Below are 16,778 nucleotides of genomic sequence, written 5' to 3'. Positions count from 1 at the left end.
CGGGCGCGGGGTCCGGAGCGGTGGGAGCGGGCGGTGGGGGTGGTACGTCGCCGGGGGCCGGGGGCGCCTCGGGCGCGCCGCCGCCGGGCTCGGGCCTTCGTCGTCCCACTGCAGCAGGACATGCAGCGGAATGGTGACCTGGCGGGCCTCCTCGAACATGGCGGCGGGCACGAGACTCCCGGCGAAGAGACCGGCGGCCACGATGCGCGGCTCGACCACCGCGAGGCGGATGCCGATGGAGATCACTCCCCCCTCGTACCCGACCGGGCCGCCGATCCCGGGCAGCGACAGGAGGGCGTCCAGGGCGGCCCGCCATTCCGGGACCGCCTTCTCGACCAGGGGGAGGACGAGGGCGTCGACGATCTCGCCGCCGACCGGCTCACCGGCCTCCATCGCCCGGCGCAGGGCGGCGCGGGCCTGCTCGGCGGCGGCCCAGCGGGGCCGTTCACCGCTCCCGGGGAGCTCGATGGTGGCCGCGGCGAAGCCGTACTCCGCCGCGTAGTACCGGGCCCGTCCCGCCAGCCGGGGGTACATCTTGCGCAGTCCGAGCGGGGGGTGGCCGATCAGGATCAGCGGCGCCGGTGCGGACGCGGACGCGGGCGTCCACAGGATGCCGGGGATATCGCCGAGGGTGAACTCGCGCTCGAGGACACCGTCGTCGAGACGCTGCTCAGAAGTGAAGTGCATGGTCGTGCCTTTCGGGAGTGCTCGTGAACGGCGCTCCCGGACGACCTATCGCCCGACCGTGACCCCGGAGGGGAGCACCCATGTCGATACTGCGTTCACGGGTATCACCTCCTCGTTCTCCGGCACGGCCTCCGGAAACGTAGCAGTGGTCGCGGGGGGCTGCCAAACGGTTTCTCGCGCGGGCTTTGTGGCCGGACGCCAAGGAGCCGGAACACCCCGAGGAGCCACCTGGAGCCGCATCGCGGCTTCCCGGGGCGAGGCCCTGTGAGGCGGGGCGCGCCGGGGCGCTGTCGTCTCCCATGACCACCGGAAGCGCCCCGCCTGGCCGAACCGCCTCCCGGGCGGGAAGGCGGCCCCGGTCACCTGGAGGCGGAACCCGTCGAGCCCGCGCGGCCGCGGGCGAACGAGCCGGGCGGACCGAGGTCACCGTGCCTCCCCGGGAGACAGCGGGTCCTCGGGGCCCTCCGGCCGGTGCCGGGCACCGGGGCGGCGTCGGCCGGGATCGGCCAGCCAGTGGTGGACCGCGAGCGCGGTGGTACGGGCGTGTTCCTCCAGCACGGTGAAGTGGTCACCGGGCACGGTGACTTCGGCATGCGGCAGGCCCCAGACCGGGGCGGGCTCCGTGCCGGGCAGCGGGTCGCGGGCCCGTACGAAGAGGGTGGGGGAGCCGAGTGGCGAGGGCTCCCAGCCGGCGAACAGCTCGAAGTACCCGGCCATGGCGGTGAGCCGGTCCGGGTCGGCCGAGGCGAACTCCGCGGCCCGGCGCAGCATGCCCGTCGTCATCGCGGAGAGCGCCTGGCCGTCGTCGCCGTCACTGCTCGGGTAGGTGTCCACCAGAACGACGGCGAGCGGGGCGGAGCCTTCGGCCTCCAGCCGCTCGGCCACGGCCTGGGCCACCCAGCCGCCGGCCGAACGGCCCAGCAGGACCACCGGACCGTCACCCGCGATTGCGCGGACGGCGGCGGCCTGAGCGGTGACGAGGGCGTCCAGAGTGGCCGGCAGAGCCTCCCCGGCCGCGAATCCTGGGTGCCGCACCGCCGATACCGGCCGCAGGCCCCGCAGCCCGGCACCGAAGCGCGCGTACTCCTGGGGCCCCGAGAGCACACTGAGGGCGGGGAAGCAGATCAGCCGGGGCCCCGTGCCGCCCGCTGCGAGCGTGACGGGATCGAGTGCCGCGCCGGAAGCCCCGGCGCCGTCGAAGACCGGGCGCAGGCGCGCGGCGATGGTGAGCAGCGCCATGCCGTCCCACGTCCGCCCGCGGTCGCAGGCGGTACGGAAGAGCGCACCCAGGGAGGCGTCCGAAGCAGCCGCGGCGTCCGGGCCGCCCGCCCACCGCACCGGGGCTTCCGGCCGGCCGGCCGCCCCGGGACCGCCGGAAACACCGTCGTCCGCCGGACGGCCGGAGCCGTCCGCCTGGCCGGCGGCAGCCGGCTCTCCGGGGGCGCCGGGAGGAATCGCCTCCAGGGCGTACCGCTCCGCCAGCTCGGCGGCGACCGCTCGCGGGGTCGGGAAGTCCATCAGCAGCGTGGCCGGCAGCGCCAGCCCGGTCGACGTCACGAGCAGGTTGCGCAGATCGACCGCGGCCAGGGAGTCGAGTCCCAGGTCTGCCAGCAGATCGTCCCCGTCGATCGCGCCCGCCCCCTCCGGGTGGCCCAGTACCGAGGCCGCCAGGGCCCGTACCTCCGTGAGCAGCAACCCCATCCGCTCGCCCGGGGAAGCGGCCGCCAGCCGCCGGCCGAGCGGAGCCCCGCCCCCGCCGCCCGCGCCCGCTGCGGCGGACACGGGCGCCGGGGACCGTCCCACCGCCGGATCGCCACCGCCGAGGACGCCCGGATCGAGGCGGGCCGCCACCACCACCGGGTCGTCACCCGCCACGGCGGAGTCGAAGAGGGCCAGGCCCTCGTCCTCCTCCAACGGGCCGAACCCCGAGCGGGCCATCCGCCGCAGGTCCGCGTCGCCGAGGCGCGCCATCATGCCCCCGCTCTGCCGCCAGGGACCCCAGACGATCGACGTACCGGGCAGACCGAGCCGCCTGCGGTGCCGTGCCAGCGCGTCCAGCACGCAGTTGGCGGCCGCGTAGGTGGCCTGACCGGCGGAGCCGAAGGTGCCCGCCACCGAGGAGAACAGCGCGAACACGGCCAGGTCGCACCCCCGGGTCAGCTCGTGCAGGGCGAGGGCGGCGTCCGCCTTGGGCCGCAGCACCCGCTCCAGACGACCGGTGGTGAGCGCCGGGACGATGCCGTCGTCCAGCACCCCCGCGGCGTGCACCACGCCGGTCAGCGGACGGTCCGCCGGCACCGAGCCGAGCAGAGCGGCGAGCGCCGTCCGGTCCGCGACGTCGCACGCCCGGACGGTCACCTCGGCGCCCGACTCGCCCAGTTCCGCGACGAGTTCCCGCACCCCCGGTGCGTCCTGTCCGCGCCGGCCGGCGAGCAGCAGGTGCCGGACGCCATGGGCGGCGACCAGGTGCCGTGCCACGAGCATGCCCAGGGAACCGGTGCCGCCGGTGACCAGGACGGTGCCCTTCGGACCGAGCCGCCTGACGGGCCGTTGTTCCCCCGCCGTCCCGGTCACCCGTACCAGTTTCGGTACGTACGCCCTTCCCCGCCGTACGGCGATCTCCGGCGCCGCGGTGGCCAGCAGCGCGGGGAGCACGTGCCGGGAGCCGGGGTGACCGTCCAGGTCGACCAGGGCGAAACGGCCCGGATTCTCCCGCAGGGCCGAGCGGACCAGCCCCCACACCGGCGCGTGGGCCGGTACGGACGTGCTCGCGCCGGGTGCGCCGGAGCCTCCGGAACCGGTGCCGCCGTCGACCGGACCACTGCCGTCCGGGGTGACGGCGCCGGAGGTGACGAGGACGAGACGGGAGTCCGCCGGACGCGGTTCGGCGAGCCACTCCTGTACCAGCTTCAGTGCCCAGCCGGCCGCCCATCGGGCCTGCGCCGCCGGGTCCCGCGCATCACCGGCTGTTCCCGGCGGTGGCGGGCACGGTGCGACGAGGACGGCCGGGGCCGTGTCGCCCGCCTTGGGGGCGGCGTACACCGGAATACCGGAGCCCCGGGGTGCGAGCACGTCCACCAGCCGTGTGCCGGCCGTTCCCAGGACGCCCCACGAGGGCACCGCCGCAGGCGCGGCCGGCTCGGGCAGCGGCACCCAGTCCATCCGGTGGAGCATCCCGGTGACCGCGGCAGCCGTTCCCGCTCCGGTACGCGGAAGGGGCCGGAGCGCCAGCGAACGTACCACCGCCACCGGCGCGCCCGACGCGTCGGCCAGTTCCACCCCGGCCCGCCCGTCCGGCCCGGGCGTGATCCGCACCCGCAGCCGCCGCGCGCCGGCCGTGTGCAGCCGCACCCCGCTGAAGGCGAACGGCAGGGACACCCCGCCGCCACCCGTCCCGCCGGGCTCCGGGGCGCGGCCGTCGAGCGCCAGGGCGTGCAGCGCCGCGTCCAGCAGGGCGGGATGGAGCGCGAACCCGGGGCCGCCGGCTTGCGGGGGCGCAACCCCTGCGGCCTCGGGCAGCGCGACCTCGGCGTACAGCTCGGTCCCCAGTCTCCAGGCCGCACGCAGACCACGGAAGGCGGGGCCGTAGCCCAGCCCGTCCCCGGCCGGCCGCTCGTACGGATCGGCGTCCGGCCGGCCGGCGTGCAGCGGTACCGCGCCCGGCGGCGGCCAGGGCCCGCCGCCGGGCGCGGTGGCAGCCGCTCCGCGGTCCGCCGGGCGCGGCTCCGGCACGAGTGTCCCGGAGGCGTGCCGCTGCCAAGGCCGGTCACCGGCCGGCGGGTGCGGCCGGGCGTGGAAGACCACGGCCCGCCGTCCCGCGCCGTCCGGCCCGGACACCTTCACCTGCAGCTCGACCGTGCCGTCCGCGGGCAGCGGCAGCGGCAGCGGCGCGGTCAGGGCGAGTTCGTCCAGGACGGGCGCGCCCACCGACGCACCGGCGTGCAGGGCCATCTCCACGAACGCGGCCCCCGGCAGCAGTACCGTCCCCGCCACCACGTGGTCGGCCAGCCAGGGCTGGTCGTCCACCGAGAGCAGCCCGCTCAGCAGCAGCCCGTCGTCGGCCGTCGAGGTGCGGGACGTCAGCAGCGGATGGGCCGGGGTGCGGGTGTCCGGCGGGGGAGCGGCCCGGTGCCGTGGGGTGGCGTCGAGCCAGTACCGGCGGCGCTGGAAGGCGTACGTGGGCAGGGCGACGCGCCGCCCGCCGCGCCCGGCGAAGACGGCCGGCCAGTCCACGGGCACGCCATGGGTGTGCAGCGCGGCCACCGTGTCGAGCAGGGCGCCCGCCTCCGGCCGCGCCCCGCGCAGGGCCGGCAGGACCAGCGGGGCCGGGGTCCGCTCGCCACCGGGCGCTCCGTCCGTGCCCGGACCCGCCGGAGCCGCTCCGGTCGCGGCGAGGCAACCGCGGACCAGGCCGGTGAGCACCCCGTCCGGCCCCAGCTCGACGTAGTGCGCCGCGCCCCGGTCCCGGAGGTACGCCACCGATGCGGCGAAGCGGACCGGGCGGCGGACGTGGTCCACCCAGAACTCCGGCGCGCTCAGCTCCTCGTCGCCGGCCGCCCGGCCCGATACGGCGGTGACCAGGGGAAGCCGCGGTGCGGCGAAGGAGAGGCCCCGCACGACCTCCGCGAAGTCGGCCAGCATGGGTTCCATCCGCGCGGAGTGGAAGGCGTGGCTCACCCGCAGCGGCGTCGTGGACCGGCCCCGCTCCCGGAAGTACGCGACGGTCTTCTCCACCGCCGCCCCGTCCCCGGAGACGACCACCGAGGCGGGCCCGTTGACGGCGGCGATCTCCACCGGGTGCCCCGTCCTTGCCAGATGGGCGGCCACTTCGTCCGCACCGGCGGCCACGGCGGCCATCGCACCGCCCGGGGGCAGCGCGTCCATCAGCCGGCCCCGGGCCGCCACCAGGGTGCAGGCGTCCGCGAGGGACAGCACTCCGGCGACATGCGCCGCGGTCACCTCGCCCACCGAGTGCCCGGCCACCAGATCCGGGCGCACGCCCCACTCCTCGAGCAGCCGGAACAGTGCCGTCTCCAGGGCGAAGAGCGCCGGTTGCGCGAACCGGGTCGTGTGCAGGAGCGCGCCCGCCTCGGTGTCCGGGCCGGCGAACACGACGTCCCGCAGCGGCACCGGCAGCAGCGGGTCGAGCAGGGAGCAGCTCTCGTCGAACGACCGGGCGAAGCCCGGATGCAGTTCCCGGGACTCGTACAACTCACGCCCCATGCCGACGCGTTGGCTTCCCTGGCCGGTGAAGAGGAGGGCCAGCGGACCCCGGCGGCGGGACGTGCCCGTCCGTACCCGGGGCAGGGATGAGCCCTCCGCCACCGCCCGCAGGGAGGTGAGCAGTTCCGCACGGTCCCGGGCCACGACCACGGCCCGGTGCGAGAAGACCGCGCGGGTGGTGGCCAGCGAGTACCCGATGTCCACCGGGGTCGCGTCCGGATCGGCGGCCACCCGGTCGTACAGCCGCCGCGCCTGGGCTCGCAGCCCCGGCCCGCTCTTCGCCGACACCGGAACGGCCACGGGCGCGGGCGCCGGAGCGGCCATGGGCGCCGGCACCGCCCCGCCGCCGACGGATCCGCTCCCGGCCCCGTCGCCCGCCGCGGAAACCGGTGGCGGGGCGTCCCGGTCCACCGGGGCCTCCTCCAGCACCACATGGGCGTTGGTGCCGCTGATGCCGAAGGAGGACACCCCCGCCCGGCGCGGGCGGTCCGTCCTCGGCCACTGCACCGCCCGGTTCAGCAGCGCCAGCCGCCCCGACGACCAGTCGATCCGGGGGCTCGGTTCGTCGGCGTGCAGCGTACGCGGCAGCACCCCGTGGGCCATCGCCTGCACCGTCTTGATCACGCCCGCCACCCCGGCGGCGGCCTGGGTATGACCGATGTTCGACTTCACCGAGCCCAGCCACAGCGGGCGCTCCCGCGGCTCCCTCCCGTACGTCTCCAGGAACGCCTCCGCCTCGATGACGTCGCCCAGCCGGGTACCGGTGCCGTGCGCCTCCACCGCGTCGATGTCCCCGGGGGCCAGCCCCGCGTCCGCGAGGGCCTGCCGGATCACCCGCTGCTGTGCCGGGCCGTGCGGTGCCGTCAGCCCGTTGCTCGCCCCGTCCTGGTTCACCGCCGAGCCGCGCACCACGGCCAGCACCGGAAGCCCGGCGCGGCGCGCCTCGGACAACCGGCTCAGCAGCAGCATGCCGGCGCCCTCGGCCCATCCCGTGCCGTCGGCGGACGCGCCGAACGCCTTGCAGCGGCCGTCCGGGGCCAGCGCCCGCTGCCGGCTGAACTCCACGAACGACGAGGGTCCCGACATCACCGTGACCCCGCCGGCCAGCGCGAAGGAACACTCCCCCCGGCGCAGCGCCTGGGCCGCCAGGTGCAGGGCCACCAGGGACGAGGAGCACGCCGTGTCCACCGTGACGGCCGGGCCCTGAAGGCCGAAGGTGTAGGCGATACGGCCCGAGGCGACGCTTCCGGCGCTGCCGAGGCCGAGGTAGCCCTCGACGTGCTCGGGCACCTCCGTGACGCGGGCGGCGTAGTCGCTGTACATCAGCCCGACGTACACCCCGGCCGACGAGCCGCGCAGGGCGCGGGGGAGGAGACCGGCGTGCTCGAAGGCCTCCCACGCCACTTCGAGCAGCAGCCGGTGCTGCGGGTCCATGGCCAGGGCCTCGCGGGGGGAGATGCCGAAGAAGCCGGGGTCGAAGCGGTCCACACCGGCCAGGAAGCCGCCCTCGCGCACATACGTCCGCCCGGGCCGCCCGGGGTCCGGGTCGTACAGCGCCTCCGTGTCCCAGCCCCGGTCGGCGGGGAACGGGCCGATGGCGTCCGTCCCGTCGGCCACCAGCCGCCACAGCTCCTCGGGGGAGCTCACGCCGCCGGGATAACGGCAGGCCATCCCCACGATCACCACAGGGTCGTCGTCCGGCCGGGCCGCGCCCCGGTGCGCGGCCTCGGCGCCGGACGGCGCGGCGGCGCTCCGCGAACGAAGGTGGGCGGCGAGCGCGGCGGCCGTGGGGAAGTCGAAGGCGACGGCCTCGGAGAGCGGGAGGCCGGTCGCAGCCGACAACCGCTCCCGCAGCACGGTCGCCGTCAGCGAGTCCATGCCCAGGTCCCGGAGCGCCGTTTCGGGCTCCACCGCCTCCACCGTACGGCCGAGCACGGCCGCCGCCTCGCTGCGCACCAGGGCCAGCAGGTCCGTCGCCGGCTCCCCGGCCGCCCCCGTGCCCGGCGTCCGCGCGGGCCGGCCGGCGAGGGCGTGCCGCCGGACCTTCCCGGAGGCGGTCCGGGGGATGTCCGCCACCTCGTACACCTCGGCAGGCACCTTGGCGGCGGACAGTTCCGCACGGCAGGCGGCCAGGATCGCCCCCCGGTCCAGCGCACCGCCGCCCGGCCGGGGGACCAGATAACCGACCGGTACCTCGCCGAAGACGGGGTGCGGGCGTCCCGCCACGGCGGCGTCCGCCACACCGGGCAGCCGCCGCAGCACCGCCTCCACCTCCGACGGGTGGACGTTCACCCCGCCCCGGATGATCAGCTCACTCGTCCGGCCGGTGATCACGAGCTCGCCGGAGGCATCGATCCGGGCCAGGTCCCCGGTGCGGAACCAGCCGTCGCGCAGTACTTCGGCGGTGGCCTCTGGCCTGCCGTGGTAGCCCACCATGACCCCGGGCCCGCTCACCCACAGTTCGCCCTCGCCGGTGTCCTGCCCGTCCGCGCCCGCGCCGACCCGGACCCGGGTGCCGGGCAGCACCCGGCCGCACGACCCGGCCGCCGAGGTGTCGCCCGGCGCCGCCATGGTGACCGGGCCCGCCTCGGTGCTGCCGTAGTGCTCCAGGTAGGGGACGCGGCAGATCGCCTCGAAGGACCTGCGGAACTCGGGCCCCGCCGAGGCGCCTCCGCTGACGCAGCCCCGCAGCGCGGGCGTCCCGAGCCGGCGGCCGCCCGTCCCGCCCTCCTCGCTCCGGACGGCGTCGAGCAGGGCCGAGTACGTCGTCGGCACCCCGCCGAGGAGGGTGTAGGGGGCGTCCGTACGGCGCAGTTCGCCGAGCACCTCCGCCACCGAGAACCGGGGCGGGAGCATGGCGCTCGCCCCGGTCGCGGTCACTCCGAGGACGCAGACCACCTGGCTCATGGCGTGGTGGAGGGGCAGCGGCCACAGCACCCGGTCCCGTTCCGACAGGCCGAGGACGCCGACGAGACCCGCCGCGACCGGCGCCAGGCGGTTGCGCTGAGTGGACAAAACCCCCTTGGGAGTGCCGGAGGACCCGGAGGTGTAGAGCAGCCAGGCCACCTCGTCCAGCCCGAGATCGTCCCGGGCGGGCGTCCCCCCGTCCGTACCCGCCAGCACCTCGTACCGCAGGGCGTCGCTCGCCGCCCCGGCCCCGTCCGAGGGCGGGCCGGAATCCTCGGACGACGCGATGGCCGCGTCCTCCTCACCGCCCCCGGCCGCCACCACGATCAGCCCGGGACGGGACAGCAGTCCCCGCCGGCGCCGCAGCCGGGCCTCGTCGGTGATGAGCACGCGCGCACCGCAGTCGTCCAGCAGGCGGTCCAGCTCCGCCCACGCGATCCCGGGGTCCAGCGGTACGCCCACCCCGCTCGCCCGGGTGACGGCGAGCAGGCTCTCGACCGCCTCCACGCGGTTGCCGAGCAGGACGGCCACCCGCTCACCCCGTGCCAGACCGGCCCCCGCCAAGTGGCCGGCCAGCCGCGCGGTCCTGCGCTCCAGGTCCCGGTAGGTCAGCCGCGTACGGCGGTCCTCGAAGGCGACCTTCTCCCCGAGCCGCCGGGCATGCGCCCGAAGCGCCTCGGGAAGCGGCCTGATGACGTCCGCGTCTGTACTCACTCGCTCGATCCCTCCCGTGGACTCGTAGGTGAGGAGGGCGGCGTGCTCCGTCCGGTTCCCTCGGGGCACCAGCGCGGCGGACCTCGTGTACCGGGCCACCGGCTGCCGTCGCCGCCCTCGCACCGGGCCGCGCCTCCTGGTGCCGGCTCCTGGACGCCGTCCGTCTCGGCCCGGCCGACGACATCGCCGAGGTCATCGCCGCCCGGATCCGCCGGGTGGTCACGGACCTGATCGAGACGGGCCGGTGGCACGCCGGCGACCGCGGCATCCTCATCGTCTTCGGCGCCGGATACGACGTCCCGCGCATGGCCCACCTTCTGGCCGGACTGCCGGTGGAGGTCCTGGGCCGGATGCACACGGACCGGGTGATGCGCAAGCCGGTCCCGGTGTCTTGGATCTCTCCGCCGCAGGGCGGGCGGCCGGTAGCTCCGGCCGCGGCGTAGTCGTCGGCCAGCCGGTAGCCGTGGAACCGGACGGCGGGCGTGGTCGTCGGGGCGCAGACGGCGCCTGGGTTCACGCTCCGGCCGGCCCCGGGACCAGGACCACGGTGGAATCCAGGCCGCCCTTCTTCCGTACCGGCACGAGGTTGCGCAGCCCCGGCACGCGCAGCCGTGCCCGGACCGCGAACGAACCCACGACCGGGGTCCCGGCGGGCACGCTCACCAGCAGTCGCAGTTCCCGGTTCGCGTGCAGGCAGTCGCCGCCCTTGGCGGTGAAGTCCCAGTAGGTCTTGGGGAAGCCGGTCCCGGAGGCGGTCACGGTCGGGAGGCGGACGGTCCGCCGCCGGGTCAGCTCTGGCGGCGCCGTGATGTCGACGCTGTTGAGCACCGTGGCGAACCTCAGCCCGGCACCGACCCGGGTCTCCCCCTCGACGGCGGTGTCCTCGACCTGGTCGGGGACCATGTCGTGGATGACCGCGCCTGGCGAGGCCGTCGGATCGACCACCAGCCGCGACCAGACGAATCGGCATCCGGGGTGGGCGTGCACTACGGGCATCGGAGCGATGTCGTAGGCGGCGCGGCCGGGGCCGGGCTCGGCCGCGGGTTCGGGTGCCCGGATCGCGACCCCAACGCGGTTCTCGTAGCCCGGCAGTCTCAAGGTCCGCTCCTCCGAGGCGGTGTACTCGGACCGGCCGGGCTCCTGCTCGTCCACGTCGAGGGTGAACTCCTCGACCAGGGCGAAGTCGTCCAAGCCGGAGCCGTTCAGGGCGAAGTCGCCATCCATGTGTGCTCTCCTCGTTCTTCTCGTGTGTCCGAGCGTGCGTCACATCCAGGAACCGGCCAGGACGAAGGCGGCCCAGCGGCCGAGCGGCTCGTCCTCCTCGCGGACCGCCGGTGCGGCAGACCGTAGGGCCACGGCCTTCGAGTCACCGCTGTCGAGGGCGGCGCAGAACCGCGTCATGACGCGGTACGCCGACCTGTCCGGGACCTTCCACAGGCTGACGAGCACGGAGCGGGCCCCCGCGAACAGCAGGGCGCGCAGCAGTCCCTGGGAGTCCCTCCGAGCGGCCCGCGTGGTACAGACCGCTCTCGCAGGCCGACAACGTCACGAGGCCGAGGTGCGCGGTCCGGATGCCGAGGATCTCCCGCGCGGTCACCACACGGTCGGCCATCCGGATGCCCGAGGCCGGCGGATCGCCGGGCCGGAAGGACGCGTGCGCCGCGACACGGACGGTGCCTGCCGAGGAGAGCGAGTCGAGCAGGGCGTGGGCTGCGGCCCGCTCGCCGAGGCCGGCCGGGACACCCCGTTCCTGCCCCAGCTCACGTGCCTCGCGTCGGGCCCCGTCGAGGTCGCCGGTCGGGTCGCCGAACACCGCGCGGTCCCGTCCGCCGCTTCTTTCCTCCAGTGGTCCCCTGGAGCCCAGCGGCGACGCGCTCGGGCTGATGACGAGCGGGTTGCGGGCGAGGAACATGTCTTGTCCCAGCCGGACCGCGCCGAGCGGGATGTCGTGGACCGGCCCCGCGGGGCACACGACGAGGGTGTCCCCCGGCTCGCAGAGGTCCGCGAAGGGCGCGACGACCTCGGAGAACTCGTGGTGGAAGAGGTCCTCCAGGCCGGTCGCGAGTTCCCGGACCCGGGAGACCGAACCGAAGTTGGCGGCGGCGAACCTGGCCAGGCGGGTGCGGCCGACCCGGGACGTGGCGACGCGTACGTGCGTCGGTGCCGCTCGCCGCGAGGAAGACGAGGTGCTCGTCGTCGGGGAACAACAGGTCGACCACGACGACCTGGCCGCCCGCGGCCGGACGCCGCGTGCGCAGCAGCTCGGCGACATCGGCGTGGGCGAGCGGCTGTGTCTGCCGGACGGCCGCGTAGGCCGCGGTGGCGGGGGACAGGGCGGCCATCGTGCGCCACACGTCCGTGAGGTGCCGCTCGACCGCGCGACGCGCCGACCGGAACCCGGCGTCGCGTACGGTGCTCGTACGCAGGCGGCGCCGCCGGTCGGGGAGGGCGGTTTCGCGCTCGGCGAGGTCGGCGGGGACGTCCGTGGGCGGTGTAGCGCCGTGTCGCCGGCCATGTCGAGGAAGGTGCGGGCACGCAGCGTTTCGACGGTCCTCCGGCCGCGTCGGCGAGCTCTGGTGAGCCCGGTTCCCGGGCGTGGGCCAACTGCGTACGGGCCAGGGCCACCAGCGCCTCGCTGCGCTGGTCCTGGACGGCGATCCGCGAGGTCTCGTCGACGCCGTCGGGTGCCGGTGCGGTCCGGTCAGGAGGGGGCGGAGACGTGATCGTGCGCGTGGTCTGCTGTCCGGCCGGGCCGGAACCGGCGGCGGACGAGCGCGATCGGGGAAGGCCCTCCGCGGAAGCACCACAGGGCGATGACCGGATCACAGATGGCACAGGCCAGAGATGCGTCGTGGTGGAACGGCAGGATCGGATTGCCCTTGAGGTGGTGGGCCATGTCCCAGGCCGTGTGGAGCAGCCAGCCGACGCCGATGAAGGCCCAGGAGTCCAGACCGCGGTAGGCGACGTAGGCCGTGAGTGCGACGAATGGGAGCTCCCACGGGCCGAAGCCGCCTCCGCTCAGATAGGCGGCGCCGGCTCCGCCCACCATGATCGCGTTGAAGTGGCGTCGGTGCGGTTCTTTGATCAGGGACATCAGCAGGCAGTAGACGATGCCGACGATCACTGGTGACACAAGGTTCATGAGGGGATGACTTCTTCCTCCTGGGGCGGGCCGGATCGCCGCGGTCGAGCTGTCGCAGCACGAGCACCGACGTCTCGGCCAGAGCGCGGTCCAGGGTGGGCAGGAACAGGAGTGTCAGCACGCCGGCGGCCGTCGCGGTCGCAGGACCGAGGCGATCAGTCAGGCGTCGGCGAGGGCGCGGCGTTGCGGGAAACATGCTCGCGGAGACGGTGACCGGATCGACGGCGACGGTGCCTTCGACGGACATGCTGATGTTCTTCCTGCTTGTGCAGGGGGATGGTGGGCGACTGGTCTGCGAAGGGCCGGACGCTCAGAGAGTGGTGGGCGTCGGACCCTGCGCGCGCCAGACGGTGCCGCGCCGCTCGTGGGAGATGAGTTCTTCGACGGCTTGCGCGACGCGGGGGCCCACCTCGCGCTCCAGTAGGTACAGACCCAGATCGAGACCGGAGGCCACGCCGGCGCCGGTGATCAGGTCGCCGTCGTCCACGATGCGGGCGCGGACCGCGTGGGCGCCGGTGGAGCCCAGCATGTCGAGGCCCATGTGGTGGGTGGTGGCGTGACGTCCCTCCAGCAGGCCGGCCACGGCCAGGACGAGCGAGCCGCCGCAGACGGTGGCGACAGTGATGTCCGGGTCGTCCATTGCCTGCTTGAGGAGCGCAGGGAGTTCGGTGGTCAGCGTGCGGCCCAGCAGCACCGGGATGAACTCGTCCTGCTTCCGCTCGCCGGCGCCCACCTCTTCTTCCGGGGCCTCGCCGGGTTCGCCCACGCGGCCGGAGGCGCCGGGTACCAGAAGCATGTCGGCGCGCTCCAGGTCGAGGGCGCCGACGGCGCGCAGCGTCAGTCCTCCGGTGCCGCTGACGACCTCGCGAGGGCCCTCTGCGGTGACCGGCTCGACGGTCACCGCGCCGTCCGTCGCCGAGCCGCCGGCGTACAGGACCTCGTAGGGGGCAATGGCATCGAGCGGGTCGAAGCCATCGAACAGGACGACCTGGGTGTGCATGGGTGTGGGGTTCCTCCGGCGTCGATTTCCATCGGGACGCTCCGAAGTCAACCGGTTTCCTGGGTGCTCGCCCAGTGGCACTGGTGACAGGTTGCAACGGAATAGTGCCAACACTTCCTTGAAGGGTGTGGACTGCGATGACGTGGGCCTTCCGGAAGGGCGGCCCAGGACCGTCAAGCTGGTGGGGAGGTAAGTTCTGGCCATGCATACGGTTGCCGTGCTCGCGTTGGATCAGGTGATCCCGTTCGACCTGTCCACCCCGATCGAGGTCTTCTCCCGGACCCGCCTGCCCGACGGGCGGCCCGGCTACCAGGTACGGGTGTGCGCCGAGCGCGACGAGGTCGACGCCGGAGCCTTCACCCTGCGTGCCCCCTGGGGCCTGGAGGGCCTTCAGAGCGCGGACACGATCATCGTGCCGGGCGTCGCCGATCTCGCTGCCTCACTCCCTCCCGCCGTGCACGACGCGCTGCGGTCGGCCGCTGCCGACGGCACCCGGATCGCCTCCATCTGCGTGGGTGCCTTCCCCCTGGCTGACACCGGGCTCCTCGACGGACTGCGCGTCACGACCCACTGGCGCGCGGCCGGTCTGCTGGCTGCCGCCCACCCGGACCTCGACGTCGACCCGGACGTCCTCTACGTCGACAACGGCCAGGTGCTCACCTCGGCCGGCGCCGCGGCGGGCATGGACCTGTGCCTGCACATGATCCGCCGTGACTACGGCTCGGCCGTCGCCGCCGACGCCGCCCGCCTGTCAGTGATGCCTCTCGAACGAGAGGGCGGGCAGGCGCAGTTCATCGTCTACGACCACGCACCCACACCGCAGGGCTCCGAGCTCGAGACGCTGCTCACCTGGCTACAGGAAAACCTGACCCGCGACCTCACCCTTGCCGACATCGCCGAACGGGCCGGAACCAGCACCCGAACCCTGATCCGGCGCTTCCGCGACCAGACCGGCACCACGCCGCTCCAGTGGCTCCACCGGGCCCGCGTCCGCCAAGCACAGTACTTGCTGGAAACCACGGAGCACTCCGTGGAGCGCATCGGCAGCCAGGTCGGCTTCGGCTCACCCACCACCTTCCGTGACCGCTTCAAACGCACCACCGGCGTCAGCCCGCAGACCTACCGGCGCACGTTCAGTTGTACAGCCAAATGAGATGGCCTCTCAGTGCGCCCCCCTTGACCACCTCCACCTCCACCTCCACCGTCCCCGCACGCAGACGTCCACATCGCCGGAGCGCAACCCTTGGCCGGCCCCGAGTCTCCGACGCTCCCCTTGACCGCGCCGGCCACCGTTCCACCGGCGCCCGACGCGGTAGCCGGGAGGAGGGATCTCTCCTCCCGTCGCACCGCGCACCGTCACCCTCTGTGGAGATGGCGCGCGGTGGCGGAGCGGCGTGCGCTCCGCATCATGGTGCGTGCCCCCGGGTGGGAGTGGCCGCCGTCGGCGGCGGCCCCGGTCCCGGTCGGCAAATGCGGCGGCGAACTCCTCTACCGCGTCGGCGACCTCAAGAAGGAGCCCGCAACCGGCCCCGCGCCGCCTCCGGCACCACCGAACCCGACTGACCGCCCCGGCCCCGCCAGACCCCGCCGAACCGGCTGTGTCCGGTCTGGTCAATGAAGCTCAGACGCAGGCTCTGACACAGCTATGACAGGACCGGCGGGTCCACGCGTGGCCATGTTCGGTGAGTTCCGAGACCATGTGTCGGTCAGCGCCGAGAACACCTCGGACTGCGGTAGGCGGATGTCGATGGGTTTCCGTGCCCACAGGCGGCTACAGATGCGACAGCCCGACCGGGCGAGACGACAAGACGAGGAGACGAGACATGAGCACCGAGCAGACCGCCGCGGCCGATGGCTTCGCCTACACGCTGACCCGAACGCTCAACGCTCCTGCGGCGATGGTGTGGCGGGCGTGGACCAACGCCGAGCAGTACGCCCAGTGGGCAGGAGCCGCTGCCGGCTCCGTCGAGATGGATGTACGGCCGGGCGGAGCGTGGAAGGCCACGATGGTCACCCCCGACGGCGGGCAGTTCCCGCTGACCGGCTCCTGCCTCGAGGTCGCCGAGAATCGCCGCCTGGTGACCGGCATGGACGTACCCGGCAAGTCCGAGCCCGCCACCATGGTCATGGAACTCGACGAGCAGGACGACCAGCACACACGGATTGTGCTCCACCAGACCTGCGACACCGCCGAGGAACGCGACATGGCCGAGCAGGGCGGCACCATGCTCCTCGACAGCCTGAGCACCTTCCTGGCCGCAAAGACACAGGATTGAGCGTTCTCGGGAGTCACCACCCGGTCGGCCGGGGCAAGGCAGGCTTGCTCCGGCCGACGGGCTGCGCAGATCACGGTGTTACCACATCTCGCCGACGGTTCTGCAGTCGAGCACGCTCGAGCGTTCCCAGAACTCACCGTCAGGCGTTGCTCCATCTCGCCGACACCATCACGCGCGCGTGCCCTCCTCGCCACCGGCGCCGGCCGGCACCCGCTCCGACGACGGATGGATCCGCATCAGCAGGCCGTCCAGCCGGTACGCATCCCTGGGGCCTCGCCCGCAAGGCCGTCGTCGAAACGGACGATCTTCTTCAGCTCGGCGATCGTCCTGTCCTCACCGTCGGCCGACCGCGCGCAGCGTGTGCGGCATCGCGTGGGCCGCGTCCGCGATGACGAACGCGTCCCTCGCGCCGGTCCTGGCCCCGCTCGGGCAGAGGTCGGTGGTCCGCTGCATCGTCAGCCCGGGCGGGTAGGCGATCGGGCAGCCCATGTCCCTCGTGACCGCCAGTGGCAGAGCTCCGACCGGGACCGGCTGATCGACTGCGACCAGCACCGTTCTGTGCTCGGCCTGGAGTTCGCGCACAGCTCGCGAAGCCTGGGCCCGGTGTCGGGCAGGCGCTTGTCGACCGCCTTCTTCCCGGCCGGCCGGTGCCACGGCGGTGGCATGGTGTTCGACCTTGCCGACGTGGCGGCGGGGCAGCGACGCCTTCTCGGCCACCACACCAGCGTCTTCCGTACCCGTCGCCACCGACCACTCCCCATGCCGCACCGGCACGGTCATGATGGGAGCGCTCCCGCATCACCGCACGTGCAGCTCTCCCGATCCCGGA

At 74.4% G+C, this 16,778-nt stretch carries 10 protein-coding genes and 1 pseudogene; 3 read left to right on the top strand and 8 right to left on the bottom strand.

Annotation, left to right across the window (positions count from 1 at the left end; genetic code table 11):
• Nucleotides 1-687, bottom strand: a 687-nt coding sequence (locus ABZ340_RS33355; protein WP_358785622.1) for a hypothetical protein, incomplete at its 3' end; no start/stop codon positions are given.
• Between the two features lie 423 nt (nt 688-1,110).
• A complete protein-coding gene (locus ABZ340_RS33350) occupies nt 1,111-9,531 on the bottom strand; it encodes an SDR family NAD(P)-dependent oxidoreductase (protein WP_358785621.1) in 8,421 nt (2,806 codons plus the stop codon).
• Nucleotides 9,532-9,584: 53 nt separating this feature from the next.
• Here ABZ340_RS33350 and ABZ340_RS33345 point away from each other — a divergent pair.
• A pseudogene (locus ABZ340_RS33345) lies at nt 9,585-9,953 on the top strand (transposase); the annotation flags it as partial.
• A gap of 91 nt (nt 9,954-10,044) precedes the next feature.
• Here ABZ340_RS33345 and ABZ340_RS33340 read toward each other — a convergent pair.
• The 5 genes from ABZ340_RS33340 to ABZ340_RS33320 form a co-directional block, all read right to left on the bottom strand.
• Nucleotides 10,045-10,755: a hypothetical protein gene (locus ABZ340_RS33340; protein ID WP_358785620.1), complete on the bottom strand. Its 711-nt coding sequence runs from the start codon at nt 10,753-10,755 to the stop codon at nt 10,045-10,047.
• A 39-nt stretch (nt 10,756-10,794) separates the two neighbouring features.
• Nucleotides 10,795-10,980: a CHAT domain-containing protein gene (locus ABZ340_RS33335; protein ID WP_358785619.1), complete on the bottom strand. Its 186-nt coding sequence runs from the start codon at nt 10,978-10,980 to the stop codon at nt 10,795-10,797.
• Nucleotides 10,898-11,803, bottom strand: a complete 906-nt coding sequence (locus tag ABZ340_RS33330) for a CHAT domain-containing protein (RefSeq protein WP_358785618.1) — start codon at nt 11,801-11,803, stop codon at nt 10,898-10,900. The genes ABZ340_RS33335 and ABZ340_RS33330 overlap by 83 nt, the downstream gene beginning before the upstream one ends.
• 429 nt (nt 11,804-12,232) lie before the next feature.
• A complete protein-coding gene (locus tag ABZ340_RS33325; protein ID WP_358785617.1) occupies nt 12,233-12,673 on the bottom strand; it encodes a DUF6010 family protein in 441 nt (146 codons plus the stop codon).
• Nucleotides 12,674-12,983: 310 nt separating this feature from the next.
• Nucleotides 12,984-13,673, bottom strand: coding sequence for a DJ-1/PfpI family protein (locus ABZ340_RS33320; RefSeq protein ID WP_358785616.1), 690 nt, complete (start codon nt 13,671-13,673; stop codon nt 12,984-12,986).
• 202 nt (nt 13,674-13,875) lie between these two features.
• On the opposite strand from ABZ340_RS33320, the gene ABZ340_RS33315 reads away from it, so the two are divergent.
• The gene (locus tag ABZ340_RS33315; protein WP_358785615.1) at nt 13,876-14,826 is read left to right on the top strand and encodes a helix-turn-helix domain-containing protein; all 951 of its coding nucleotides are present in this window, start codon (nt 13,876-13,878) and stop codon (nt 14,824-14,826) included.
• A 670-nt stretch (nt 14,827-15,496) separates the two neighbouring features.
• Nucleotides 15,497-15,949, top strand: coding sequence for an SRPBCC domain-containing protein (locus ABZ340_RS33310; protein WP_358785614.1), 453 nt, complete (start codon nt 15,497-15,499; stop codon nt 15,947-15,949).
• Between the two features lie 333 nt (nt 15,950-16,282).
• Here the strand turns inward: ABZ340_RS33310 and ABZ340_RS33305 are convergent, their stop codons facing one another.
• Nucleotides 16,283-16,729, bottom strand: coding sequence for a transposase (locus ABZ340_RS33305; RefSeq protein ID WP_358785613.1), 447 nt, complete (start codon nt 16,727-16,729; stop codon nt 16,283-16,285).
• Between the last annotated feature and the right edge of the window lie 49 nt (nt 16,730-16,778).

This window comes from Streptomyces sp. NPDC006134 (assembly GCF_040628835.1).
Classification (GTDB): domain Bacteria; phylum Actinomycetota; class Actinomycetes; order Streptomycetales; family Streptomycetaceae; genus Streptomyces.
The sequence above is the reverse complement of the archived record's forward strand: the minus strand, read 5'-3'. Positions and strand labels throughout refer to the sequence as shown.

What these genes read in the sequence shown, in the direction of transcription:
- ABZ340_RS33315 (WP_358785615.1), top strand. Translation starts at nt 13,876, where the DNA reads ATGCATACGGTTGCCGTGCTCGCGTTGGATCAGGTGATCCCGTTCGAC.
- ABZ340_RS33310 (WP_358785614.1), top strand. Translation starts at nt 15,497, where the DNA reads ATGAGCACCGAGCAGACCGCCGCGGCCGATGGCTTCGCCTACACGCTG.
- ABZ340_RS33340 (WP_358785620.1), bottom strand. Translation starts at nt 10,755, where the DNA reads ATGGATGGCGACTTCGCCCTGAACGGCTCCGGCTTGGACGACTTCGCC.
- ABZ340_RS33330 (WP_358785618.1), bottom strand. Translation starts at nt 11,803, where the DNA reads ATGTCGCCGAGCTGCTGCGCACGCGGCGTCCGGCCGCGGGCGGCCAGG.
- ABZ340_RS33325 (WP_358785617.1), bottom strand. Translation starts at nt 12,673, where the DNA reads ATGAACCTTGTGTCACCAGTGATCGTCGGCATCGTCTACTGCCTGCTG.
- ABZ340_RS33305 (WP_358785613.1), bottom strand. Translation starts at nt 16,729, where the DNA reads ATGACCGTGCCGGTGCGGCATGGGGAGTGGTCGGTGGCGACGGGTACG.
- ABZ340_RS33320 (WP_358785616.1), bottom strand. Translation starts at nt 13,673, where the DNA reads ATGCACACCCAGGTCGTCCTGTTCGATGGCTTCGACCCGCTCGATGCC.